The sequence below is a fragment of the Pandoraea horticolens genome (assembly GCF_902459555.1).
GTDB lineage: Bacteria > Pseudomonadota > Gammaproteobacteria > Burkholderiales > Burkholderiaceae > Pandoraea > Pandoraea horticolens.
In genome coordinates this window covers 627,573-653,272 of record NZ_CABPSM010000001.1, presented here as the reverse complement: position 1 = coordinate 653,272, position 25,700 = coordinate 627,573, and the positions used below count along the sequence as shown (strand labels likewise).

The following is a 25,700-nucleotide window of genomic DNA, read 5'->3' as shown; positions in this document are numbered from 1 at the left end:
GATGGCACCGCTCACGCCTGTGCCGAAGCCGGTGCCGCGGCACTCGCCGCATGGACCGGCTCAGCCACGAGCCCGAGCATCCTCACCGCGTTGTCCTTGAGCACCAGGGGTTTGACCTCGTCGCGAAATCCTGCGGCCTCGAAGTCGCGCAACCACCTGTCTGGCGCGATGAGCGGGAAGTCCGAACCGAATAACATCTTCTCGCGCAGCAACGAGTTGGCGTACTGAATCAGTTCCGGTGAGAAATACTTGGGCGACCAGCCGGACAGATCGATATAGACATTCGGCTTGTGCAACGCGATGGAAAGCGCCTGCGACTGCCACGGCCACGACGGATGCGCGATCACGATGTTCATGTCCGGGAAATCGGTCGCGACGTCGTCCAGATGGATCGGCTCGGAGAACTTGAGCCGCAACCCGCCGCCGCCCGGCATCCCTGAGCCAATGCCCGAATGCCCGCTGTGAAACACGGCTGTGAGCTTGTACTCCGCGATCAACTCATACATCGGATACGCCATGCGATCGTTGGCGAAGAACCCCTGCATGGTGGGATGGAACTTGAAACCCCGCACGCCGAATTCCTCGACGAGCCGCCGCGCCTCCCGCACGCCCATGCGTCCTTTGTGCGGATCGATGCTCGCGAACGCGATCATGATGTCCGCATTCTCCTGCGCGAAGCCCGCAATCTCCTCGTTCGGAATACGGCGACGGCCGATGTTCGCCTCACAGTCGACCGTGAACATCACGAAGCCGATGTTGCGCTCGCGGTAATGTTCGATGGTCTCGGGAATCGTGGGCCGGCGGTTCTGCTTGAGAACCGTACCGAAGTACTTGTCCGCGGCGTCGTCGAAAGCCTTGCCGAAGAGATCCGGCGGCTGGCAGCACGACACTTCCGCGTGCACATGCGTATCGATGGCGACGAGTTTGTCGAGATTCATTCGGCCGTCTCCGGATCGCTGATTTGCGCCGCGACGATCGCCATTGCGCGGCGCGTCTCCGGCAGTTCGAATTTCAACCAGTAGCGTGCGGCCCGGCGCTTGCCGTCGCGCATGACTCCCCCCCTGTCAGCCCCCACTTCGGCGCGATGCTCGGCCAGCGCCGCGTGCGCCCATAACCCGGCCATCGACAGCCCGTGCACGACGCGCATCACTTCCCCTGCCACGCACAACGCCGCACGTGCCGACGATTGCGCCAATGCGATGACGGACGGCAGCAGCGCGGCCCACTCGTCCAGCGTCGCCAGCGCGGCGTCGAAGCCCTTGAGCGTCGCGACGGCTCGCGCGTCATTCACTTGCCTGCGTGTCCATTCGAGCCATTGCCGCAGCGTCTCGCCGTCGTCTCTGACGACCTTGCGCAGCATCAGGTCGATAGCCTGTATCTCGTTAGTCCCTTCGTAAATCATGGGGATGCGCGCGTCACGCAGATACTGGGCGACGCCGGTCTCTTCGATATAGCCATACCCGCCGAAGACCTGCAACGCGGCGCTCGCGCCTTCGAACGCCTGCTCGGTGAGCATCGCCTTGACGACTGGCGTGAGCAGCGCCGCCAGCGCGTCGGCCTTCGTGCGTGCGTCGGCCGTATCGGCGTGATGGGCCTCGTCGATGGCAAGCGCGGCGCGGTACAACAGCAGGCGCGCACCTTCGACGGCGACCCGCTGCCCTTCGAGCAGACGCCGCACCGCCGGGTGTTGCGCGATGGGAGCGTTCGGCGCCGCACCCGGTACGCGCGATTGCACGCGCTCCCACGCATGCTTCACGGCCATTTCATAGGCGTTCTGCGCCAGTCCGACCCCAGACGCGCCCACATGCAGACGTGCCGAATTCATCATCGCGAACATCGCCTCGAGTCCGCGATGCGGTTTGCCGATGAGATACCCCGTCGCCCCCTCGAACGCCATCGAGCACGTGGCGCTGCCGCGAATCCCCATCTTGTGCTCGATGCCGATGCAGCGCACGGCGTTGCGTTCGCCATTCGCAAGTATCTTGGGCACGAGAAACAGCGACAGGCCGCCGCTTCCGGCGGGCGCGTCCGGCGTGCGCGCCAGCACGAGATGCACGATGTTCGGCGTCAGATCCTGCTCGCCGCCGGAGATGAAAATCTTCTCGCCGGTCACCCTTACGGTGTCATTCGCCCCACCGACCCACTCGGCGCGCGTGCGAATCTGCCCCAGATCGCTGCCCGCCCCCGGTTCCGTCAGCGCCATCGTGGCGAGCCATTCGCCACTCACGAGCGGACCGAGCCACGCATCGCGCAACGCGTCGCTGCCGAACCGGTGCACGCATTCGTACGCGCCGTGCAGAATGCCGGGATACATGGTCCATGCCAGATTCGCGCCCGCCGTCAGCTCCTGTACCGCCACCTGTGCGACGACCGGCAGCCCCTGCCCGCCTGACGCCGGATCGCATGGCAGCGATGGCCAGCCAGCGTCGCGATACTGACGATAGGCGTCGGCAAATCCGGCAGGCGTGCGGACCTCGCCGTCGCGCCAGGCGCAGCCCTCCCGGTCGCCGACGGCGTTCAGCGGTGCGAGCACTTCGCGCGAGAAGCGCGCCGCCTCGTCGACCACCTGCACCAACGTCGCCGTATCGAATTCGCGGAACGGCGCGAGACGTGTCAGCGCCTCCCCGACACCGAGTTTGTCCAGCACGAACGCAATATCGTCGGCTGCACTTTGCAATGCCCGATAGTCCATGTCAGCGCCGTGCCGGAGCGAGAATAATATGAGCGCCTTCCGCCTGAGCCGCGTGCAGCGCATCGACCGTCGACGCGCGATGATCCTGCACGGCACGCTGGTTGATCGACCCCTTGTCGGTGACTTCACCCTTATCGAGCGAAGGTGGCGAATCGAGCAGCATGAGGCGTGCGACATAGGTGGCGCTGCCACCTGCCGTGGCATTGAGCTTCGTCAGCAGCGCCGCGAAGACTTCTCGCACCGGGGCGGACGCGAGTACGTCCGCCAGGGGGGCGTCCTTCGCCAGCGCACTCAGGCGGCGGCAGTCCTCCACGCGCGGGAAGACCATCAGCCCGATGTCGTCGCGATTGATGCCCGTGACCACGGCGTCCTGCACATACGGCGCCCCCTCCGAAATCACACGAGCACGCAACGGGCCAACACTCACGAACGTGCCGGAACTGAGTTTGAAGTCTTCGGTGATGCGCCCATCGAACTGAAGACCGATCTCCGGCTGTTGTACGTCGACGAACGTCGCGGCGTCGCCCGTGCGGTAGTAGCCTTCTTCGTCGAACACTGGCTCACTGGCCTGATGACGCCAATAGCCCGCCATGACGTTCGGACCGCGGAACCGGACTTCCAGCTTGCCGCCCACCGGGGCCAGCTTCACCTCGCAGCCGGGCGCTGGCAGACCGATGTAGCCCGCCCGCATGATTGGCCCGGTGGTGAACATGCAGCTTGGCGAGGTCTCGGTCATGCCGAGTCCGGACATGATCCGGATGCGCTCGCCGCAGTGCTGTTCGGTCACGCGCTCAAGACGGTTCCAGGCGGCCTGCGACAACCCCGCACCGCCGAAGAAATAGAGATTCACACGCGCGAAAAAACGCTCGCGCAACGCGGCATCGCTCTCGAGCGCAATGGCAAGGTCCTCCCACCCCTTCGGCACGTTGAAGTACACCGTCGGCGATATCTCGCGCAGATTGCGCAGCGTCTCCTCGAACTTGCCGGTCACCGGCTTGCCGTCGTCGATGTAAAGGGTGCCGCCGTTGTACAACGCGATGCCCACGTTATGGCTGCCCCCGTAGGTGTGATTCCACGGCAGCCAGTCCACCAGCACCGGCGGCGTCTCGCCGAAGGTCGGGAACGTCTGCAGCAGCATCTGCTGGTTGCTGCACAACATGCGCTGCGTGGTCGGCACGGCTTTCGGCTGACGCGTAGAGCCGGATGTGAACAGAATCTTGGCGATGGTATCGCCGGTGACCTGCGCGTGTACGGCGTCGATATCGCGCGGCACAGTGTCGAGCAGCGCGTCGAACGCCAGCGTGCCACCGTCGCCGCCAGCGCTTACACGAATCACGCCGTCGCCCAGCACGGCATCCATCGCGCGTCCGTAGGCATCGACGCCGGTCGCGTAGACGAGACCCGGTTGCAGCACGCCAAGCGTGTGACGCAACTTGCCGTAGTCCGTGGACACGATGGAGTATGCGGGTGAAATCGGGGCGAACGGCACGCCTGCGTACATCGCGCCGAGGGCCAGTTGGAAGTGTTCGAGATCGTTGCCGGACAGAATCGCGATCGGGCGCTGCGCGGACAGGCCGCGATCGCGCAAAGCCTGACCAATGGCGCGCGCACGCGACAGCATCTGTGCATAGGTGATGCCGATCCAGGCACCGTCGGGACCGCGCCGCGCGATCAGCCACCGTTCCGGATGCTGAGCAGCGCCCGACACCAGCCGGTCGGTCAGACGCTCAGGGAAATCGCCGAGCGCTTCACGCGAGCGCAGATACCAGAACTCGCCGTCGCGCCGCACTTCTACGCCGGGATTGCCGATGCTCACCGGCCGGTAGCGATGCGCCGCGATCTCCGGCGTCTGCACCGCCGTCGTGTTGTTGCCTTGATTCAAAACACTGTCTCCTGCTTCAGTCCCGCCGCGTCGCGCTCTAGGTCGCGTTCGCGGGCGGGTACATCCTCATCCCCTGACCTGATCAGATCGGGTAGTGACGCGGGGTCGTTTGCACCGTGATCCAGCGAAGCTCAGTGAACTCGCCAATGGACGCCTTACTGCCAAAGCGACCGTAACCACTCGCCTTCACGCCGCCGAACGGCATCTGCGCTTCATCATGCACCGTGGGGCCGTTGATGTGGCAGATGCCCGACTCGATACGTTTGGCCAACTGCATGGCCCGCGACACGTCGCGACTGAAGATCGCCGCCGACAGGCCGAATTCGCTGTCGTTGGCCACCGTCACCGCTTCGTCGTCGCTCTGCACGCGCTGAATCGTCACCACCGGTCCGAACGACTCTTCCCGGTACAAACGCATTGCAGGCGTCACGCCATCGACAATCGTCGCCTGCATGACCGCGCCGTCGACGCGGCAACCAAGCGGCAAGCGCGCGCCGTGCTCGCGGGCATCCTCCACCAGCGCCGCCACGCGCGACGCTGCCTGCGCACTGACCATCGCGCCAAGCACGCTGTCGGGCGATGTCGGCGACCCGGCGTGCAGCTTCGCCGCCTTGGCGGTGAGCTTCTCGACGAAGGCGTCGGCGACGCGCGCGTCGACGATGACCCGCTCCGTCGACATGCAGATTTGCCCCTGATTGAAGAAGGCGCCGAACGCAATGCCGTCGACTGCGGCATCCAGATCGGCGTCGTCGAGCACAAGCACGGGTGCCTTGCCGCCCAACTCCAGCAACGCCGGTTTGAGATGCTCGGCCGCGAGGCGCGCGATGATGCGGCCCACGTGAGTGGAACCGGTGAAGTTCACCCGGCGCACCGCCGGATGTGCGATCAGACGCGCCACGATCTCGCCGGCGTCTTCCGGCGCATTCGTGACGACGTTGACCACACCGTCACCGAGCCCCGCCTCATGCAGGCACGCGCCAATCAGCGCATGCACCCCGGGGCACTGTTCCGACGCCTTGAGCACGACCGTGTTGCCGCATGCGAGCGGCATGGCCAGCGCTCGCGTGGCCAGAATGACCGGCGCATTCCACGGCGCGATGCCCAGCACCACGCCGACCGGCGAGCGCACGGCCAGCGCGAGGCTGCCGGGCACGTCGCTCGGAATGACGCTGCCGTCGATTTGCGTGGTCATGGCCGCCGCTTCACGCAGCATGTTGGCCGCGAGCATGACGTTAAAGCCATACCAGTTGGCCATCGCCCCGGTCTCGGCCGCGCCAATGGCAATGAAGTCGGCCGCGCGGCTATCCATACGTTCTGCGGCCGCGAGCAAACGCTGGCGACGCGCTGTGGGCGAAAGCGCCGACCACGCGGGGAATGCCGCCTGTGCCGCGTCGACCGCAGCATCGGCATCCGCCAGTGTGGCTGCCGGGGCTCGCGTGGCGACTTCGCCCGTCACCGGGTCGATTCGCTCGAACGTCGCCCCGCCTTGTGCGCCGCGCCACTGGCCGCCGATCAGCATCTGCACTTCATGCATTGCGCGATTCCTCTTTCGTCTGTTCGGTTACGGATGGTCGTTGCGCTTCAGCGCTTGTAGGCTTGCAGACCCGGTTTGATCGACTTGTCGTCGAGGAACTGTTTGAGGCCTTGCTCACGGCCGTGCTCCGGGTCGCGCAGTTGCGCCTGATCGAGCTTGGCGTACAGATAGTCCTCGCTTTGCTCCCACGTGAGTTCGCGAGCGCGCTTGAAGCCGTGCTTCGCGGCACGCAGCACCACCGGGTTCTTCTCGAGCAGCTTGGCGGCCAGCGCCAGCGTCGCGTCGCGCAGTTGGGCGAGCGGCACGCTCTGGTTGACCAGCCCCATGTCGGCGGCCTCCACACCGGTGAACGTGTCGCCGGTCATGATGTAGTGCAACGCACGACGATGCCCCACCGTATCGGCCATCGCCTTGCTCACCAGGTTGCCCGGCGGAATGCCCCAGTTGATTTCCGACAGGCCGAAGACAGCCTCGTCGGCGGCGATCGCCAGATCGCAGGCCACCAGCGGGGAGAAGCCGCCGCCGAAGCACCAGCCGTTGACCATCGCGATCGTCGGCTTCGAGTACATGCGCAGACGGCGCCATTGCCAATCCGATGCGTCGCGGCGCACACGTTCCTGCACGATTTCCGGCCCGCCGTCGATCTCGCGGAAGTATTCCTTCAGATCCATCCCGGCCGTCCAGGCCGAGCCCGCGCCCGTGAGCACGACCACCTTGATGTCGCCGTCGAGTTCAACGGCGTCGAGCACCTGATTCATCTCGGTGTTGAGCGTGGGGCTCATCGCGTTGCGCTTTTCCGGGCGATTGAAGATCACCCAGCCAATACCGCCCTCGACCTTCACGTCGACCGTTTTCCAGCGCCCTTCGTATGCATTCATTTGCGTAATTTCCAAGTGTGCGGGGCAACCTGCGCCGCGCGCCGGGAGTGGCGCGCGGTGTTGCCAACACACACATTTAATATCAGGCAACCTTACATTGCAAGGATTGCGTTTTCGGTGAAAACCCTTAGCCGGAAATGTCAGAACGTATGACGCATGCCGAGCATCACGCCGGTCTGGCCCTGGCCTGCGGGCGGCGTGGTGCCGCCACCGCCGCCGCTGACCGAGTACGCGGCGCGTGCGCTATTGAAAAGATAGGCTGCTTGCGCGTAGACAGCGGTGCGCACCGACAGCGAATAGGTGGCGCGCAGCGTGGTCATGGTGCCGCGTGTGTCGTGATCGTTGTTGATGATGCGATACACCTCCCCGTCCACCAGCCATGCTGGCGTGATGTTGTACGCCGCGCCGAGATAGAACAGATTCGAGTGCGTGTTCACGACGGCCGTCGAGACACGACGGCCCAGCCATCCGCCGCCGACTTTGAATGCGCCGTACTTGTAGTACGCACCGAAGGTTGCGCGCGCGTCTTTGTCGCTGCTGCTGTTGAAGGCCGACGGTGCCTGTCCGTCGAAGAAGTTGGCCGAAGCATTCGTGCCGCCACGCTGTTCTTCATACGACGCAGCCACGCCGAAATTGCTCGCGTCGTACTTGAGCATCACCGACCAGTCGCGGCACTGCACCGCCTGCCCCGGCACCTGGCCCGCGCAGGTGCCCTGCCCCGGCGAGTTGCCCGTGCCGCCGGAATCGCGGCCGAACGAATAGCCCACGCCGAAGCTCAGCCCCTGCCAGCCGACCTGATACGTGATGGAGTTATCGGTACGCGCGTTCGGGATGTAGGCATCGAACGAGCCCATGCCGTAGATGTCCGGGCCGAGCACGTCGGAGCCCAGCAGCGCGTAATACGTCATGGAGTATTGCCGGCCCAACGCCAGCGTGCCGTACGGCCCTTTTACGCCCACGAAGGCCTGACGGCCGAACATTCGGCCGCCCTGACCAAGATCACCGCCGCGAATGTTGAAGCCGCTCTCCAACTGGAAGATCGCGGCAAGGCCGCCACCGAGATCTTCCGAGCCGCGCAGTCCCCAACGCGACGGCAGTTCTCCCGTCACCCCCGGCATACGCCAGACCGCGCCATTCGCGCTCGCATGAGAGACGTATTCGATCCCGGTGTCGACAATACCGTACAGCGTGATGTTCGATTGCGCGCCGGCGATGCCGGGGGCAGCCAGCGCAGCGGCCGCGCCAAGGGTTGCGAGCGCACGAGTGCGTGAGGGAAATGCCATACGAGTCTCCTGATTATCGATGTCGTTATGTATGCAATCTTGCGGCGGCGAGTGCGCGCGCGATACGCGCACGAAAAAACGCGACGGGGCAGCCGAATGCCGTCCGTCGCGTGCAAGCGAGGCCAACCGGTTGATGCTGGTCAGTCAGCCGCGCGGGGACGACGGATGAGCGTGAGTGCGGCCAGCGCGGCCACGATCGTCACGGGGATGCTGGCGCCGATCACCACGGCTGCGCTGCTGCCCACGGCGAGCAGCATGCCTGCGGCGAGCGGCCCGACCACCGAGCCGATGCGCCCGATGGCCACGGCCGCGCCCACACCGGTGCCGCGCATCGCGGTCGGGTAGTAAGCGGCGGCAAGCGCGTAGAGCACAGACTGGCCGCCGATGATGAACATGCCCGCGAAGAACGCGGCGGTGGCGAGCACGCTGAAGCCTTGCGCTGCGGCCAGACCGATCAGCGAAGCGATCATTCCCAGATACATGCCGCCGATCACAAGCGACATGCGCGCCCGGTCCATCAGATAGCCGAGCACGAGCACGCCAACGGCACTACCCGCGTTGAAGAGAATCTGCACCCAGCCGATTTCGCCGCGCGCCAAACCGCGCGATCCCATGAGCGAGGGCAGCCAGTTGAGCAGGAAGTACAGCACGATGAGCGTGCAGAAGTAGGACAGCCAGAGCTGGACGGTCGACACGCCGCGTCCTTCGGAGAACAGCACCGACATCATCGGTGCCGGCGTGGCACGCTGGCCTTGCGCGGTCGCGGCGGCAAACGCACGCGATTCGGGCAGGCACCAGGCCAGCAACGGCAACAGCAGCAGCGGGCCGACACCGCCAACGTAGAAGATGTGCCGCCAGTCGGCGTCGCTCACCGCCAGCATGCCAATGGTGGCCGCGATGCCGCCGCCCAGCGGAATGCCGCAATACATGATGCTCACGGCCGTACCGCGCAAACGCGGCGCCACGGCTTCCGACGACAGCGCAATCAGGTTGGGCATCGCCCCACCCAGCCCGACGCCCGTGAGAACACGCACGATCACCAGCATCCAGAAGTCGGACACGAAGGCGGTGGCGATCGACAACACGCCGAACAGCGCCGCCGAGAGCATCAGCACGCGCTTGCGGCCAATGCTATCGGCCAGCCGCCCGCCCACCATGGCGCCGGGCAGCAGACCGAACGTGCCGGCCGAGAACGCGATGCCCATTTGCGCAACGCTCAGGCCGAACTCCTTGGCCATGCCACGCGCTGCAACCCCGACCGACTGGAGGTCAAGACCTTCGAGCAATGCCACGGCAAAGCACAACGCCAGCGTCAGCACGACCGGACTGGCGTTGCTCTGCGCCCCGTCTGTCCCCAAAGACAACGCTCCTGCGTTGCCGTCCCGATTCGATTCCATGGTGTCTCCTGTGATCTTCTTGATGGTCTTCGGTCACCGCCCGTACGGGCAGTGCCTGATTCGAAGTCAGTCGACACCGGCGACGACACACGCGGGGGCTCGTCAACACCGATCATTTAATCAGGAAACCTGATATTAAAGACGCAAGTGCGACAGGCACGGTGATGCCGCAAGTGCGGCTCGTCGTTGTCGTCTTACCGTGTCACTGGGATTTGGTCGCGCGTATCTTCACGTCGACGGACTCCATTTAATATCAAGCAACCTGACAATACAAGCAACCGGCAGGTCAGGACAAACCCGGAGTCAGTCGCGTAGATTCCGCACGAACATTTCGATACGGCGTTGCACCACCGCGGCGTCTTCGCGGCTCACGTCGGCACGCATGCGTGCGTCGATTTCCTTGGCCGCGACCTCGCACCGGGCGAGCACGCGGCGGCCCTCGTCGGTCAGCTGCAACAGTACGATGCGGCCGTGATTGGGGTCGGGCTCGCGCGTGATCCACTGGCGCGATGCCATGATGCTCACGACCTCGTTGGCCGACTGCGGGGTGATGAACGAACGTTGCGCGAGCTGCGCGTTGGAGAGCTTGCCGCGTGCGTCGAGTACCGACAGCGCGGTGAACTGGGCCAGCGTGAGACCGAGCGGCGCGAGCGCTTCCGACATGTGGCGGCGCAGCAGGCGGTCGAGGCTGGCGATGACGTACGTCAGTCGCAGTTTGGAGCGGCGCGGACGCGCATCGGCCGAGCCCGGCGTTTCCTCAAGCGTTTCGCTGCCGGGTTCCGGCGCGGGGATGTCACGGGCGGCCGCTGCGGCGGCAGACTTCTTTTTCTGAGGTACGACGCTCATGGTGAGATGGCGATCGAGCGCACGAGGTATGCGCAGCGTATCGCGTGGTGCGGGAAAGTCAGCAGTGTAACGCCGCCGCCACGCGGTGGCGACGGTCGACCCGCGATTCCTCACGACGATGAGCGTCGCGACCGGCTTGCGCCGGCCGTGCGTTCAACTGGCGAGCTTGCGGAACGTTTCGAGCACGGCGTCGCCCTTGAACGGCTTGACGATCCAGCCCTTCACCCCGGCCGCCTTGCCGCGCTCCTTCATCGCCGGGCTGCTTTCCGTGGTGAGCATCACCACGTTGACGGTCTGGTTCGCGAGTTCGCCGCGAATCTTCTCGACCATCGTCAGGCCGTCCATGTTCGGCATGTTCACGTCGCTGATGACCAGCTTCACGCCCGGGCTGGCCTTGATCTTGGCGAGACCGTCGCGGCCGTCGACGGCCGTGTCCACGTCCAGGCCGTTCTTGCGCAGGAAACCCGCGACTTCGTCGCGCACGGTGCTCGAGTCATCGACCACGAGAATCTTCGACATGGTGTTGTCCTTGTGTATAAGAGGGAGTAGGTGTGCGAGCCGGGATCTCAGAACAATTCCAGCGCCCCGGTCTCGACGGGCTCAGTGGCCGCCTGCGCGGCTTCGCGAAACGCTTCGGGCGACCAGTTCAGACTGAAGACGAAATGCTGATGCAACGTCACGGTCTGTGCGTTGACCGGATCGGTGAGTCGATAGACGAAGCACAACTGTGGGTTGTCGGTGCCGAACGAGATGTACTTCTGCTTGTGATTGATCAGCAGAGGCACTTGTACCTGCGCGCGGTCCACCGCCAACGGGTCGCCCATATAGCGGTTCTTGAACGCCCCCCAGATCAGGTTCGTCAACTCGCCGAGCATGCCGTTGAGTTCGCGAAAGCCCGCCTGACCTTCGCAACGGCCCGTGTGCTCGAGCAATTGCATGAACGGCACCTGTTCGGCCTGCATCATCATGTAGCCTCGACACCAGGCGCTCTCCAGCGGGATCAGACTGAAGACTTCGCCGAAAATGATGCGATCGCGCACCACGCTGGGCGGCTCGCAGTGCATGGCGATCTCACCGAACAGCCCACGAAACACGCCATCGGTGATGTCGATCATGCCGCGCACAAGCGCTTCGGGATATTCGTGCTCCACGCTGTCTTCGAGGATCAAAAACTGGCTGGCCGACTCGCGGGGGGTGCTTCGGTTCATGGTCGTAATTTCCTATGGCGTGCGCCGATTCAAAACAATTCCAGTTCGCCGCTGCTGTTCTGCGTCTCGCTGAGTTCGGCGTTGAAGTCGAGCGGCGCATGCGCGCAAACGCACAGCGTGGCGGCCAGACGCACCGAGCCGTCGAGCGTGATATCCCACGACGCCAGATGGTTCGGTTTGAGCTGCATGAGGTGGGGCACGCAGCGCGCGCTCAGCACGTACGGCGTCGACATGCCCAGATCGGGGAAGTAGGCGAGCAGTTCCTGATTGATCGCCCCACAGCAGAGATTGCTGATTTCGAGGAAGACTTCACGAAACGGCTTGTCCTGCGCGTCACCCGCGAAATACCGGGTGGTGACGTCGTCCTCGTCGAAATGCAGCACCAGCAGCATGCGAAAACCGATGGACGAGATCGTGAGCACGACCACGTTGGCGTGCCGCGTCACCATATCGACGTCGGCATCCGAGGCGGCCGAACCTGTCTGACGTACCTTGAGCGGCACGATGTCGCAGGCGGTGTCGGGCGTGCGGGCCAGCCGCGTGCGGGCCGCCTTGAGCAGAATACGTTCGAAACTATCGCGTGCATGGGCGCTGATCACAACGAAACCTGCCTGCTTAGTGAAGACGGGAATGCAACTGCTGGGCCAGCGATTCGACGCTCGAGAGCGAGGCCGCAATCATCTTGCCGCCCGCCTGAATGTCCTGAAACGTCGCGGTGGTCGTCACGTCGTTACGGTGCAGGCTGTCACGGTAGCTCTTCGAAAGCTCCTCCGAGCGCGTAGCAAGCGAGCGCACTTCGCCGGCAACGATGCCAAAGCCGCGCCCTGCCGAGCCCGCACGCGCCGCTTCGATGGACGCGTTCAGCGACACGATCAGCACATGCCGGACAATCGACGCCAGTTCGTGGTTCTTCGCGTGCATGTCCTGGTTCTGCGTCATGAGCGAGATCATCTGCTCGTGCCAGCGCTCGAACGTCGCCGCCAGACCGCGCAGGCGCGCCGCCTCTGCGGCAATGCGTTGCGCCTCGGCCTGCCAGAGGCCCTTCGCCTCGAGCACAGCCGCCTCCGACTTGCGTGCCGTCTGCAAATCCAACTCCGCCTGCGTCAGACTTGCCTGCAGCGCGGCGAGCGCCTCGTCGTGCGCCTGGGCGCCTTCCTCCTGGCTTGTCACGGCCAGACGCTCACGCTCCAGTGCCTGCGCCAACGCTTCGTCGTGCGTCTTGGTCAGCGCGCGCCAATGCGCGGTGGCCCGCGCCATGCGCCAGCGATGCGCGACAAACGCCGCCGCACCCGCACCGATCACGCCGGCAAGCGCCCCTGCCAACAGCCATTCCACTGCTTCCATACGCCATTCGTCTCCGAAAGCGGCACGGCGGCGGCAGACCCGTCAGGCCTGCGCCGCCCTGCCCATCGTGCTTACTGTGCCAACGGCGCCAACGATGTGGCGGTGCCTCAAACCTTGTCGGCTTGCGACAGACCATCGCGCGAGGCCGATCGCTCGCCAGCATCGATGGCCGGCAGGTCCACGGCATCGGCCGCCACACTGTTCAGGTCGAAGCCATCGACCACCAGGTTGTCGGGCAGACACACCACCGTCTGGAACTGACGGAATTCGGCGCCCTTGCGCTCGTCGGTGAAGCGCAGTTCGATACGGCCATGTTCGCGGCGCACGAAGTCCTGCACGGCATCCATGCCCACCCCGCGCCCCGACACTTCGGTGACTTGCGCTGCCGTCGAGAAGCCCGGACGGAAGATGAACTGGGCAATCTGCTCGTCCGTCACATAGGTCTCGGCGGTAATCCAGCCGCGTTGAACGGCGATGTTGCGGATACGCTGCAGCGCCAGTCCGCGACCGTCGTCGGTGAGCGTGACTTGCAGCATGTTGTGGTCCAGGCCGACTTCGATGTCGATGGTGCCCGCCGGCGGCTTGCCCTTCGCACGACGCTCGTCCGCACTCTCCAGCCCGTGATCCATCGAATTGCGCAGCAAGTGCATGAACACGTCGCGCAGAATCCGCACGGCGGGTGAGCGCAGGCGGTAGCCGTTGTCGTCGATTCGCACCGCCGGAGCCGGCTTGCCGAGTTCGGCCGCGAGCGACGGCAACGAATCCAGCACACCGCCCAGCGCTTCGCCCACGCCTTCGGTGCCCAGCAGACGTAGCGTCTGGTGCACGGCATCGCGCATGGCGACAAGTTGCAGCGGATCGTTCGGATCGGCCGCTTCGAGCATGCGCAGGCTGGCCCGAATGTGTGCGCGATCGACCACCATCGACTGTTCGTCGGCGGCTCTGCCCGGGCCCTTGCGGCCAAGACTCATTTCGTTGATCTGGGCGTAGGTGTCGACCGCTTCACGCACGCGTTCGAGCTCGCGCATCAGACCGTCCTGATCCCACAGGCGAGCGACGTCGGGCTGGCGCAGATCGTGATAGCGCTGCTCGGTCTCGTGTACGACGTTCGTCAGATATTGCAGGTTGTAAGTGCGCGCGTTGCCCTTGATGGTATGCATATTGCGGAACAGCTCCGCAATGGCCGCACTGTCGGCTTGCGAGTGCTTGCGGATGATGCGTTCATTCTCGCGAATGAAGCCGGTCGAGCTTTCGATGAAATGGTGGAACTTCTCCTGACTCACCGCCAGAATCTCGCCGATCATCTCCAGCCGCTGCTTCTGCTCGTTCGCCTCGGCGGCGAGTTCGCGCAGCTCCGTCACATCGCGCACACACAACATCAGACGCAGGATCGTGTCGCTCTCGTCGGTGATCGCCGACCACGTCAGATCGAGTTGCTTGACGCGGCCGTCGGGCATGCGCTTACCGATCTCGCCCACCAGCAGGTGTTCGTTGAAGGCAAAGTTGATGGCGTCCTGCCCGATGCAGGCGTCGACGGCCGCTTCGACCTGCGAGAGCGCGTCCGAACCCAGATCGCTCTCGCCGAAGACCAGTTCCATGACGGGGCGCCCGGCGATGTCCTGCGTCTCGAAGATCGCCTCGAGGTAAGCCGAGTACTCCCCATGAACCTTCGAGCCGTCGACGACCGTCAAAATGCCCTGCTGCATGTTTTGCAACATTGCCTGAATGTCGGCCGTCTTCTGCTTGAGTTGCGCGGAGCGCTCCTGAATCTTCTCGATCATGCCGTTGAACGCGACGATCGAATGCCCGATTTCATCCATACGGCCGACCGGCACGCGGCGGGTGAAGTCCTGGCTGCTTGCGATCTCGCTCATCATGGCCTGCATGCGCGAGAGCGGACGCGTGATCTGGCGATACAGCAATGCACCGATGGCCGTGAGCAACACGATCGCCAACCCGGTCACAAGCGCGATGGCCGTGGTGGTGGTCGAGAGCGTGTCGTTGAGCGTGGCGATGGCCGAGTCTTTCTGACGGTTCTTCTCGACACGAAGCGTGTTGACCACGCCTTCGAGTTCGTCGCGATACTGCGCGACCATCGCGAAGAGAAACGCCTGCGCCATCTCGGTCTTGCCCGCCTGCTTGAGCTTGGCGGTGTCGTTGATCGCGTTGAAGTAGTTCTCGACACTCTCGCGGGCTTGCGTCACCAACCCCTTCTGGGCGTCGCTCGCAGCGCCTTGCGCCTGACGGGCAAGCGACTGGTCGATTTCGCCGTGCAGCTTCTTGAGATTGTCGAGCGCCTGCTCGACGACGGTGTCGTCCGGCGCGTAGACCAGCGTCATGGTGGCGATCTGCACCGCCTTGACCTGCGAGACGAGATCGGCGGAAGCCAGCGCGCTCGGCACTACGCCTTCCGTAACCTGCCGCACCTTATGAGCGCTGGCGCGAGTCTGATAGACCGCGTAGCCGCCAATGATCGAGAGCGCCACAAACGTCAGGATCACCAATAGCGTTATTCGATGACGGATCGTCATTGCATCGTTTCCCCGGGGTCGCACCGGTGCCCGGTGCCACGCGTGAATTGACGCAGTAGATCGGCCGCCGAATTAGTTTGTAGATTCCTCGTGCGACGTGATTATTGCGGGTGAATCGTGACGATTCGATGAATCAACAGAAGCTTCACGTATCCTCGATGCGGCAACGCCTTGTAGGAATCCGAGATGAGTGAGTGCGCACAAACATCGCCGCATGCCTCGCGCCGGTCCGCATAACGTCCCCTAGAAACGAGAACAGCGCCGGTGGCACGGTGCAAGGCACACCGCGCTACCGGCGCTGTTCAGACCACGCTTGGCTCAGAAGCCTGCGGCCAGACCGTCGCGACGGCTATCGCTGGCGGCGACATAGCCGCGCTCCGGATCGTTTCGGTCCAGACGCCAGATGTACTGGCCCGAGCCGAAGTCCATGTACGGGTCGTCGACGGACTTCAGCCGATGGCCCATCGCCACCAGCCCGGCCACCGTTTCGCGGTCGAGCGTCGATTCGATATCGACGGTGAAGTCGCGATTGACCTTCCAGCGCGGTGCGTCGCACGCCGCCTGCGGCTGCTGGCCGTAGTCGATCATCCGCACGATCGATTGCAGATGGCCTTGCGGCTGCATGTCGCCACCCATCACGCCGAAGCTCATCACGGCCTCGTGCTTGCCGTCGACCTTCTGCGTGAGGAACGCCGGGATGATCGTATGAAACGGACGCTTGCCGCCCTCGACCACGTTGGCCGACTTCGGGTCCATCGAGAAACCGCAGCCGCGATTTTGCAGCGCGATGCCCAGGTCGGGCACCACGACGCCGGAGCCGAAGCCCATGTAGTTCGACTGGATGAAGCTCACCATCATGCCCTGCTCGTCGGCCGCTGCGAGATAGATCGTGCCGCCGGACTTCGGCATGCCGAAGTCGAAATGCGATGCGCGCTCAGGGTCGATGAGCTTGGCACGCGCGGTGAGATAGGCGTCGTCGAGCATCTGCTCGGGCGTGACTTCCATGGAACGCGGATCGGCAACGTATTTGTAGAGATCGGCAAAGGCGAGCTTCATCGCTTCGATCTGCAAGTGCTGCGAATGCACCCGGTCGACGGCCAGACGCGACACGTCGAACTTCTCGAGAATGCCCAGTGCCATGAGTGCTGCGATGCCCTGCCCGTTCGGCGGAATCTCATGCACGGTGTAGCCGCGATAGTCCTTCTCGATGGGTTTGACCCAGTCCGCGCGGTAGTTGCGCAGATCGTCGGTCGTCATCGCACCGCCATGCTGCGCCGACCATGCGGCGATTCGCTGCGCAATCTCGCCTTCGTAATAGGCGCGTGGTCCGTGCTCGGCGAGCGCGCGCAATGTGCGCGCATGGCCCGGCATGCGGATCATCTCGCTCGTCGCTGGTGCGCGGCCATTCGGCATGAACGTCTGCGCGTAGCCCGGAAAGTCTTTCAACTCCGGCACCGCCGCCGCCCATTTGCGCGCGACGATGTGCGCCACGGCGTGCCCGCGCTCGGCGATCTCGATGGCCGGCGCCATGAGATCGGCAAACGGCAGCTTGCCGAACTTGGCGTGCAGCGCCTCCCAGCCGGCGATCACGCCGGGCACGGTCGTGGTGTCGACACCGCGCATCGGCTGCTTGGCGATGCCATGCTGCTCGCCGTACTTTTTACGGAAATAGTCGACGTTCCACGCGGCCGGTGCGACGCCCGAGGCGTTCAGGCCGTGCAGTTCCTTGCCGTCCCAGATCAGCGCGAAACAGTCGCCGCCGAGGCCATTGGACACCGGCTCGACGACCGTCATGCATGCGGCGGCGGCAATCGCGGCGTCGACGGCATTGCCGCCCTGCCAAAGAATGCGCAGACCGGCTTGTGCGGCAAGCGGGTGCGACGTCGACACGATATTTCGGGCGAACACCGGCAGGCGCGGTGTCGGGTACGGATTCTGCCAATTGAATTGCGTCATGGGACTCGCTGTTGACCTTTGTCTCGAATGGTTGGAATGGGCCTGTCAGGTGGCGATGCCGTCGAGTATCGCGTCTCTCGTCGTGCTATTGCTCGCGCGGATCGAGCGCGTCGCGCAAGCCGTCGCCCAGCAGGTTGAAGCCGAGTACCGTCAGAAAGATGGCGATACCGGGAAAAATGGACATCCAGGGCGCCTGCTCGACAAAGTCCTTTGCCGTGTTGAGCATCGAGCCCCACGACGGCAAAGGCGGCAATTGCCCCAGCCCCAGAAACGACAGGCTTGCCTCGGCGATGATGGCGGTGGCCACTGTCAGGCTCGCTTGCACGATGATCGGCGGCAGCACGTTCGGCAGGACGTAGCGCACGATGATGCGCGTGTCGGTGAGGCCAATGGCGCGTGCCCCTTCCACATACTCTTCCGCCTTGACGGTGAGCGCCTGCGCCCGTGCGAGCCGCACGAAACGCGGCATCGCGGAGACGCCGATGGCGATCATCGCGTTCGTGAGGCTCGCGCCCAGGAACGCCGCCATCGCAATCGCCAGAATCAGGAACGGGATGGACAGCAGCGCGTCGGCCAGTCGGGAGACAACGGCGTCGACCCAACGGCCGAAGTACCCCGCGAGCAAGCCCAGCGGCACACCGATAATTACCGCAATGCCCACCGACACCACGCCCGCCGCCAGCGACGCGCGCGCACCGAAGATCATGCGGGCGAGCACGTCGCGGCCCAGCTCGTCGGTACCAAACCAGTGCAGCGCACTTGGCGCCTGCCGCACGGTCATGAAGCTCGTGGCAATCGGATCGTAAGGCGACAGCCACGGCGCGAAGATCGCGACGATCACCGCGAACGCCACGATGACGGCGCCCGCGACCGCCGCCCGGTTACGCGCGAACTTGCGCAACCCGCGATGCCGGCGTCGCGGCAAACGTTCGGCGCCGGCTGCGGCCGCGACGGGACGGCTCCCTTCGGGGGTCGGCGATGCAGAAGAAGTCGTTGGCAATGCGGCCATGTTCGGAAAGGTCTCAGGCGCGACGCAGGCGCGGGTTGAGCAGGACGTAAAGCACGTCGGCCAGCAGGTTCAGCACGATGAAGCCAGCCGCCGTCACCAGCACGACGCCCTGCACCACCGCGTAGTCGCGGTTGAACACGGCGTCGACGATCAGCTTGCCGAAGCCCGGAATCGTGAAGACTTGCTCGGTGAGCACGGCACCGGCGAGCAACTCGCCGAAGAGGAGCGCGAGCACCGTCACGATGGGAATCAAGGCATTACGCAGCGCGTGCTTGAGCACGACGGTGCCGCGCAGCAGGCCCTTGGCGCGCGCCGTACGAATGTAGTCGGTGCGCAGCACACCGAGCATGGCGCTGCGCGTGTGGCGCATCAATTGCGCGCCCAGCGCCGCCCCGAGCACGAACGCGGGCATCACCATCGTCTTGAAGCTCATCCACAGGTCTTCGCCCGGCGGCACATAGCCCGAGGACGGCAACAACTGCCAGCGCACCGAGACGAGAAAGATCAGCAGAATGCCGAGCCAGAAGTTCGGGATCGACATGCCCGACAACGCCAGCACGTTCGCGCCGTAATCGACCGCCTTGCCTCGATTGGCGGCCGACAGAATGCCTAGCGGAATGCCGATCCCGATGGCGATCACCAGACCGAACATCGCCAGTTGCAGCGTGACGGGCAGCTTCTGCGCGATGAGTGTCGTCACCGGCTCGCCCGTGCGTAATGAAGTGCCGAGATTGCCATGCAGTACATCGCCGATCCATAGCGCGTACTGCGTGGGCAACGGCTTGTCGAGGTGATACTTCTCGCGCAGTGCCGCGATGACCTGCGGGTTCTGGTCCTCGCCGGCCATCGCGAGCACGGGATCGCCGGGCAACATCTTCTGAAGCCCGAAGATCATCATCGACACGATGATGAGCGTGGGGATCGCAACCAGCGCACGATGAACGACGAGGCGCAGCATGGCGGCTCCTTCTCCTTATCCCGGTTATCCCGCTTATCCCTTCACGCTCACGCCGCGCAGGCGAATCAGTCCGTCGGGATAGGCGACGAACCCTTGCACCTTCTTGCTAAGCACATACGGCCACGGCTGCACGTACAGATAGAGGATGGGATTCTCGTCGATCAGGATCTTGTTCGCGGCATCGTAGAGTGGCTTGCGCTCGGCCACGCTCGACTTCACGCGCGCCTCGTTCAGCAGTTTGTCGACGTCGGCATTGCAGTACTGGCCGTAGTTCAGGTTGCCTTTACAGGTGACGAACTGATGCAGATTGCCGTCGGGGTCGACGCGTCCCGACCAGCCGTTATAGAGCACGTCGAAGTCGCCGCGGTGGGCCGCGTCGAGCGCCGCCGCGTAGTCCATCGGACGCAGTTTCAGCGTAATGCCCGCCTCGGCGAGCATCGCCTGCAACATCTGCGCCATCTGATTGGACACCGTGTTATTGCCGAAGCTCAGCGTCACGTCGACCTTCTCGAAGCCCGCAGACTTGAGCAGTGCCTTCGCCTTGGCCACATCGCGCCGGGTCGTCTTGATCGACGTATCGTAGTACTGGCCCGAACGCGGCAGCGCCTGATTAGCCGGCGTGAAGATGCCGCCGCCGATGACCTGGTTGATGGCGTCGCGATCGATCGCCAGATCGAACGCCTGACGCACGCGCTTGTCACGCAACGCCTTCGGCGCGTTCGCCGCCACGTTGAACGTGAGGCCGTAATAACCCAGCCCATCGATAGAGATGAAGTTCAGGTTGGCATCGCGCCTGACCGACTTCACATCGGACGGCGAGAGGCGTTCGAGCATATCGAGCGAGCCCGAACGCACATTGGCCAATCGCACGGTCGTGTCGGGAATCGGCAGGAAGATGACCTTCTGTGTCGGATACTTGTCGGCATCCCAGAAGCCCGCGAATTTCTCCAGCACCACGCGATCGTTCTGCACACGTTGCACGAACTTGTACGGCCCGGAGCACACGGGGCGAGCCTGCACGGCGGCGTCGTCGGCTAGCGTCTTGGGCGCGAGCATCATGCCCGCACGGTCGGACAGCGTGGCGAGCAGCGCGGAATCGGGCGCCTTGAGCACGATGTTGACCGTCGTGTCGTCGACGGCGTCGACACGATCGATGGAGGACAGTTCGCTCTTGCGATTGCTGGCCGGCAGGCTGCGGGCGCGGTCGAGGTTGGCCTTGACGGCACGCGCGTTGAACGGCTCGTCGTCGTGGAATTTCACGCCCTGACGCAGCTTGAACGTCCATGTCTTCCCGTCGGCGCTGACGCTCCACGACGTGGCGAGCATCGGCACGAACTTCAGATCGGTGCTGATATCGACCAGCGAGCTGCACAGTGAGCGCAGCACCATGCGATCGACGACCTGCGAACTGCGAGCGGGATCGAGCGAACCGATGTCCTCCTGCAAACCGATGCGAAGGGTCGACTGCGCCATCGCAGAGGCCGCACCGGCTGTCAAAGACGCCGCCAGAGCAAGATCGAGCAAAACGTTGCGCATGCGTGAGATCCCTTGTGGGTGATGGAATGGTGAAATGAGGGTTAGCCGACGATCGCAATGTCCGCCTGTGCCTGTCGGGCGCGATACAGCGCGAGACGCTCCCCCAGCTTCTCGCTGGGTGCCGCCGCGCGCGCGGGGCTCGCACCGGCGTTCTGAATCTCGCGCCAGAAATGGCAGGCCACCTGCCGCCCGTCGGGCAGCACTTCGTCGATCGGCCGTTGCTCACGGCACGCCGGCTTTGCATGCGGGCACCGCGGGTGGAAACGGCAACCGGGCGGCGGCGCGGTCGGGCTCGGCAGTTCGCCGCCCAGCGGCGCACGTTCGCGTCGCAGGCGCGGGCGGCTCGCCGGAATCGCTTGCAGAAGCGCCTGCGTGTAGGGGTGCAGCGGATTGTCGAACAGCGCGTCGGTGCTCGCCAGTTCGACAATCTCGCCGAGATACATCACGGCCACGCGGTCGCTCATGTGACGAATCACCGCCAGATCGTGGGCAACCATGATGAGCGTCAGGCCGAAGTCGTGCTTGAGGCGCTCCAGCAGATTGATGACCTGCGCCTGCACGGAGACGTCCAGCGCCGAGACCGGCTCGTCGCCAACGATCACTCGCGGCTCCCCGGCCAACGCGCGGGCGATGCCGATGCGCTGACGCTGTCCGCCGGAGAATTCGTGCGGAAAGCGCTGCGCATAGTCAGGTTGCAGACCAACGGTGCGCAACAGCTCAGCCACGCGTTCGTCGCGGGCTCGCCCGCGCGCGAGCCCATGCAGGGCGATGGGTTCGCCAATCAGTCCGCCCACCGTCATGCTCGGATTGAGCGACGCGAACGGGTCTTGGAAGATGATCTGCAATTCGCGCCGCAGACGACGCATCGCCCCGGTGCCCAGCGTCATGATGTCTTCGCCCTGATAGCGCACTTCGCCGCGCGTGGCGTCGAGCAGGCGCAGCAGCAGCCGTCCCAGGGTGGATTTGCCACATCCGGATTCGCCCACGATGGCGAAGGTCTCGCCCGCCTGTACGGCAAACGAGACGCCGCCCACGGCATACACCGTGGGCGCACGGGAAAAACCGACGCGATGTCCGCCGAAGTGCTTGGTCAGGTCGCGCGCTTCGAGCAGCGGGGATGGGGATGGGACGTTCATACGGCAACCTCTTCCATCGGCGCGGCGGGAGGTGTCAGCGCTTCGACTGGCGCAAGCCAACAGGCAACGCGATGCGCGCCGGACAGCGTGCGCTGCACAGGCGCCTCGCGTGCGCAGCGGGCTTCGGCGAACGGGCAACGCGGCGCAAAACGGCAGCCGGCGGGCATGCGCTCCGGCGACGGCACGGTGCCGCGAATGGTGGCGAGCGTGCCTTCGCGCTTGCCGATCGACGGAATCGCCCCCATCAGACCGATGGTATAAGGATGCTGAGGGTCGTCGAAAATCTCATCGACGGTGCCATATTCGACGATGCGCCCCGCATACATCACGGCCACGTCGTCGGCGACTTCCGCCACCACGCCCAGATCGTGCGTAATGAGGACAACTGCGGTACCGGTTTCTCGCTGCAACGTCTGAATCAGCGAGAGCACCTGCGCCTGAATCGTCACGTCGAGCGCCGTGGTCGGCTCGTCCGCGATGAGCAGCGCGGGTCGATTGGCCAGCGCCATCGCGATCATCACGCGCTGGCGCATGCCGCCGGAGAGCTCGTGCGGATAGTTGTCGAGCCGCGTCTCGGGCGCGGGAATGCGCACCCGCTTGAGCATGTCGAGCGCCTCGGCACGCGCGGCGCGCCGGTCCAGCCCCCGGTGGCGGCGAATGCCTTCTTCGATCTGATGACCGATGGTGAACGCCGGATTCAGCGAGGTCATCGGCTCTTGAAAGATCATCGCAAGCCGATTGCCGCGCAGATCGGCAAACTCCCGCTCACCCAGCGCCAGCAGATCCCGGCTTTCGAACATCGCCCGGCCCGCCACGACATTGGCCGGCGGGCTCGGCAACAACCCCATGAGCGCGAGCGACGTCACGCTCTTGCCGCATCCCGATTCGCCGACGATGCACAGCGTCTTGCCGGGATGCACGGCGAACGAGACGCCGTCGATCAGGTTGGGCGCGTCGGACGCCTTGGAAAATTTCAGCGATAGTCCGGTGACATCGAGCACCGGCCCAGCGTCTGCGGGCATGGTCATGGGCGCGTTGTGTGGGTCGGTCTTCTTGCCCTGCGTGCCGGCAAACCGGTCATGAGGGATGTGCATGACACGATTATGTCTCCCACGCGACCAAAGGAAATATTAATATTTCTTTTTCATGCTTAAATTATTCTTAACTACCAAATGCTGACATTGCGGATGTTGAAGACGTTCCGGCTGGTGGCGCAAACCGGGTCGTTCGCGGCGGCGGCCGAGCGTGCCGCGCTGACCCAGGCTGCGGTCAGCCTGCAAATGCGTGGGCTCGAAGACGCCATCGGCCAGCGGTTGTTCGATCGACGCGGGCGGCAGATCACGCTCACGCGTCAGGGGCGCGACCTGTTTCCCAGGGTGGAGCAGATTCTGGCACTTACGGCCGAACTGACCGCTACCCCCATCGATGCCATGCAAGGCCCGGTCACCATCGGCGCAGTGGTGTCGGTCATCGGCGCGTTGTCGCTCGTGGTCGCAGATCTGAAGACGGCACACCCCCGGCTTGACGTGCGGCTCACGTCGGCACGCTCGGACGAACTCACCGAACTCGTCGAACAAGGCGAAGTCGATATCGCCGCCGTGGTCGCACGCGCCGACGATGCCCGTGCCGATGGACTGGTATGGACGCCGCTTTACGCCGAGCCGATGGTCATGATTGTGAATCGCGACGTGATCGAGACGGAACCCCGCGAGACCGACCCGCAGCGCATTCTCGACGAACACGCGTTTTTGCGCTTCGACCGGCGCGTTCGCACCGGCATGGTGGTCGAGCAGGCGTTGCGCGCGGCAAAGCTCGGTGTGTCCGAGTACCTCGAGCTGAACTCCATCGAGACGATTGCCGCACTCGTGCGCAAGAACGTCGGTGTGTCCGTTCTGCCGCTGCTGCATCGCGGCGACTGGCAATCCGACCCGCTGTTGCGCATCGTTCCGATTGCACAGCCACCTTTGCTGCGCATGGTCGGGATGATTCATCGCGAACACGATTCGCGCACGCACAACATCACGGCCGCCATCGCCGGCATGCTGCAAGACGTGTGAATTCCCCTCTGAACGCAAAAACGGCGCGAACTCGTCGCGCCGTCGGCAGAAACTATGTGACGCGCAGTGTCAGTCGCGTGTCTCGAAGGCTTTGTTGATGCGCAACGCCAGCAACGTGCAGACCGTGCCCGAGAGCAAATAGGCACTCACGGCGATCAGCCCGAACTCGGCCGACAATCCCAGCGCCACGAGCGGCGCGAACGCCGCACCGAACAGCCACGCGAAGTCGGTTGTCAGCGCCGCCCCCGTGTAGCGGAAGCGTTGCTCGAAGTTCGAGGTCACCGTCCCGGCCGCCTGCCCGTACGACAACCCGAGCAGCGCGAAGCCGACCAGAATGAAGATGTCCTGCCGTGTCGAGCCACCGCCCATCAGGAATGGCGCAAAGAGGGCGAACACCCCGATGAAGATGGCGAACAGGCCCAGCGTGGTGCGCCGGCCGATGCGGTCGGCAATGCGTCCGGAAATGACCGTGCACACGATGGCGATCGCCGCACCGCATAGCTGCACAATCAACACGCTGTTCAGATCCTGCGTGTTTTGCAAGGCAATCCACGACAGCGGAAATACCGTCACCAGGTGAAAGAGCGCATAGCTGGCCAGCGCCGCAAATGCACCGAGAAAAATGTTATAGCCCTGCGAGCGCACCATCTCCCGCGTGCTGATCGGCTCCAGCTGACCCTCTTCCAGCATCTCCGTGTATTCGTGCGTCACCACCAGACGCAGCCGCGCGAACAGCGCCACCACGTTCACGGCGAAAGCGACATAGAACGGATAACGCCAGCCCCACGAGAGGAAGTCGTCGGACTCGAGGCTCCAGTGCAGGAACAGGAACAGCCCCGCCGCGATGATGAAGCCAATCGGCGCGCCCAACTGCCCCATCATCGAATACCACCCGCGCCGCTGCGGCGGGGCGTTCATGGCGAGCAGCGACGGCAAGCCGTCCCACGAGCCGCCAAAGCCGATGCCCTGCACCAGACGGAAGAAGGCGAGCAGCCAGATAGAGCGCTCGCCCAACACCGAATAGCCCGGCAGAAACGCCATGCCGGCGGTCGCCGTGCCGAGCACGAACAGCGCCGCGGTGAGCTTCACACTGCGTCCCCAGCGGCGCTGCACGGTCATGAACAGCGCGGTGCCGAAGGGACGTGAGATAAACGCGAAGGAGAAGATCGTGAACGCGTACAACAGGCCGCGCAGACCGTCGGCAAATGGAAAGAAAACGTGGGGAAAGACAAGCACGGCGGCGATGCCGAACACAAAGAAGTCGAAGTACTCGGAGGTGCGGCCGACGACCACCCCGACCGCGATTTCCTCCGGCGCAATGCGGGACTTGCTCCCGTGATCGTGCGCCGTCGTCGCGACGGTAACGCCCGGCGGCGTCGGCGGTTGATGAGCACTGCTTGACATTATCGGACCCCCTTGCGGATCGGGATGACCATGACACTCGTGCCAGAAA

Annotated in this window: 21 protein-coding genes; 1 reads left to right on the top strand and 20 read right to left on the bottom strand. The window is 64.4% G+C overall.

Translation table 11 applies throughout. The features are described 5' to 3' along the window. Window positions 1-11 precede the first annotated feature (11 nt). From PHO31112_RS02980 to PHO31112_RS02890, 19 genes are all read right to left on the bottom strand, one after another. Window positions 12-938 (bottom strand): amidohydrolase family protein, encoded by a 927-nt coding sequence (locus tag PHO31112_RS02980; protein WP_150619106.1) that lies wholly within the window; start codon window positions 936-938, stop codon window positions 12-14. Next, the gene (locus PHO31112_RS02975; protein ID WP_150619105.1) at window positions 935-2,692 is read right to left on the bottom strand and encodes an acyl-CoA dehydrogenase family protein; all 1,758 of its coding nucleotides are present in this window, start codon (window positions 2,690-2,692) and stop codon (window positions 935-937) included. The genes PHO31112_RS02980 and PHO31112_RS02975 overlap by 4 nt, the downstream gene beginning before the upstream one ends. Window position 2,693: 1 nt before the next feature. Beyond that, entirely contained in the window at window positions 2,694-4,574 is a 1,881-nt protein-coding gene (locus PHO31112_RS02970) for a feruloyl-CoA synthase (protein WP_150619104.1), read from the bottom strand. A gap of 82 nt (window positions 4,575-4,656) precedes the next feature. After that, the gene (locus PHO31112_RS02965; protein WP_150619103.1) at window positions 4,657-6,108 is read right to left on the bottom strand and encodes an aldehyde dehydrogenase; all 1,452 of its coding nucleotides are present in this window, start codon (window positions 6,106-6,108) and stop codon (window positions 4,657-4,659) included. Between the two features lie 47 nt (window positions 6,109-6,155). Next, window positions 6,156-6,986 carry a p-hydroxycinnamoyl CoA hydratase/lyase gene (locus PHO31112_RS02960; protein ID WP_010804527.1) on the bottom strand — a complete coding sequence of 277 codons (831 nt, stop codon included), beginning with the start codon at window positions 6,984-6,986 and terminating at the stop codon, window positions 6,156-6,158. 140 nt (window positions 6,987-7,126) lie between these two features. After that, window positions 7,127-8,269 carry a porin gene (locus PHO31112_RS02955; protein WP_150619102.1) on the bottom strand — a complete coding sequence of 381 codons (1,143 nt, stop codon included), beginning with the start codon at window positions 8,267-8,269 and terminating at the stop codon, window positions 7,127-7,129. 140 nt (window positions 8,270-8,409) lie between these two features. Then, window positions 8,410-9,666, bottom strand: a complete 1,257-nt coding sequence (gene mhpT, locus PHO31112_RS02950; protein WP_246177639.1) for a 3-(3-hydroxy-phenyl)propionate transporter MhpT — start codon at window positions 9,664-9,666, stop codon at window positions 8,410-8,412. Between the two features lie 303 nt (window positions 9,667-9,969). Continuing rightward, window positions 9,970-10,512: a MarR family winged helix-turn-helix transcriptional regulator gene (locus tag PHO31112_RS02945; protein WP_150619101.1), complete on the bottom strand. Its 543-nt coding sequence runs from the start codon at window positions 10,510-10,512 to the stop codon at window positions 9,970-9,972. Between the two features lie 153 nt (window positions 10,513-10,665). Beyond that, on the bottom strand, window positions 10,666-11,031 hold the full coding sequence (locus tag PHO31112_RS02940; protein WP_150619100.1) for a response regulator: 366 nt from the start codon (window positions 11,029-11,031) through the stop codon (window positions 10,666-10,668). Window positions 11,032-11,078: 47 nt separating this feature from the next. Next, window positions 11,079-11,720, bottom strand: a complete 642-nt coding sequence (locus PHO31112_RS02935; RefSeq protein WP_150619099.1) for a chemotaxis protein CheX — start codon at window positions 11,718-11,720, stop codon at window positions 11,079-11,081. 29 nt (window positions 11,721-11,749) lie between these two features. Then, on the bottom strand, window positions 11,750-12,319 hold the full coding sequence (locus tag PHO31112_RS02930; protein ID WP_150619098.1) for a hypothetical protein: 570 nt from the start codon (window positions 12,317-12,319) through the stop codon (window positions 11,750-11,752). 16 nt (window positions 12,320-12,335) lie between these two features. Then, a complete protein-coding gene (locus PHO31112_RS02925; RefSeq protein WP_150619097.1) occupies window positions 12,336-13,064 on the bottom strand; it encodes a methyl-accepting chemotaxis protein in 729 nt (242 codons plus the stop codon). Window positions 13,065-13,171: 107 nt separating this feature from the next. Next, window positions 13,172-15,595, bottom strand: coding sequence for an MCP four helix bundle domain-containing protein (locus tag PHO31112_RS02920; RefSeq protein WP_150619096.1), 2,424 nt, complete (start codon window positions 15,593-15,595; stop codon window positions 13,172-13,174). Window positions 15,596-15,913: 318 nt separating this feature from the next. Continuing rightward, window positions 15,914-17,551: a gamma-glutamyltransferase family protein gene (locus PHO31112_RS02915; RefSeq protein ID WP_150619095.1), complete on the bottom strand. Its 1,638-nt coding sequence runs from the start codon at window positions 17,549-17,551 to the stop codon at window positions 15,914-15,916. An 85-nt stretch (window positions 17,552-17,636) separates the two neighbouring features. Continuing rightward, entirely contained in the window at window positions 17,637-18,560 is a 924-nt protein-coding gene (locus PHO31112_RS02910) for an ABC transporter permease (RefSeq protein ID WP_150619094.1), read from the bottom strand. Window positions 18,561-18,573: 13 nt separating this feature from the next. Beyond that, window positions 18,574-19,518, bottom strand: coding sequence for an ABC transporter permease (locus tag PHO31112_RS02905; RefSeq protein WP_150619093.1), 945 nt, complete (start codon window positions 19,516-19,518; stop codon window positions 18,574-18,576). Window positions 19,519-19,551: 33 nt separating this feature from the next. Continuing rightward, window positions 19,552-21,054: an ABC transporter substrate-binding protein gene (locus tag PHO31112_RS02900; RefSeq protein WP_150619092.1), complete on the bottom strand. Its 1,503-nt coding sequence runs from the start codon at window positions 21,052-21,054 to the stop codon at window positions 19,552-19,554. 41 nt (window positions 21,055-21,095) lie between these two features. Continuing rightward, window positions 21,096-22,190, bottom strand: coding sequence for an ABC transporter ATP-binding protein (locus PHO31112_RS02895; protein ID WP_150619091.1), 1,095 nt, complete (start codon window positions 22,188-22,190; stop codon window positions 21,096-21,098). After that, window positions 22,187-23,212: an ABC transporter ATP-binding protein gene (locus PHO31112_RS02890; protein WP_217427004.1), complete on the bottom strand. Its 1,026-nt coding sequence runs from the start codon at window positions 23,210-23,212 to the stop codon at window positions 22,187-22,189. The genes PHO31112_RS02895 and PHO31112_RS02890 overlap by 4 nt, the downstream gene beginning before the upstream one ends. Window positions 23,213-23,362: 150 nt before the next feature. Between PHO31112_RS02890 and PHO31112_RS02885 the strand changes: the two genes are divergently transcribed. Next, window positions 23,363-24,247 (top strand): LysR substrate-binding domain-containing protein, encoded by an 885-nt coding sequence (locus tag PHO31112_RS02885; protein ID WP_150619090.1) that lies wholly within the window; start codon window positions 23,363-23,365, stop codon window positions 24,245-24,247. Between the two features lie 69 nt (window positions 24,248-24,316). Here the strand turns inward: PHO31112_RS02885 and PHO31112_RS02880 are convergent, their stop codons facing one another. Beyond that, window positions 24,317-25,651, bottom strand: coding sequence for an MFS transporter (locus tag PHO31112_RS02880; protein ID WP_246177637.1), 1,335 nt, complete (start codon window positions 25,649-25,651; stop codon window positions 24,317-24,319). Window positions 25,652-25,700 lie beyond the last annotated feature (49 nt).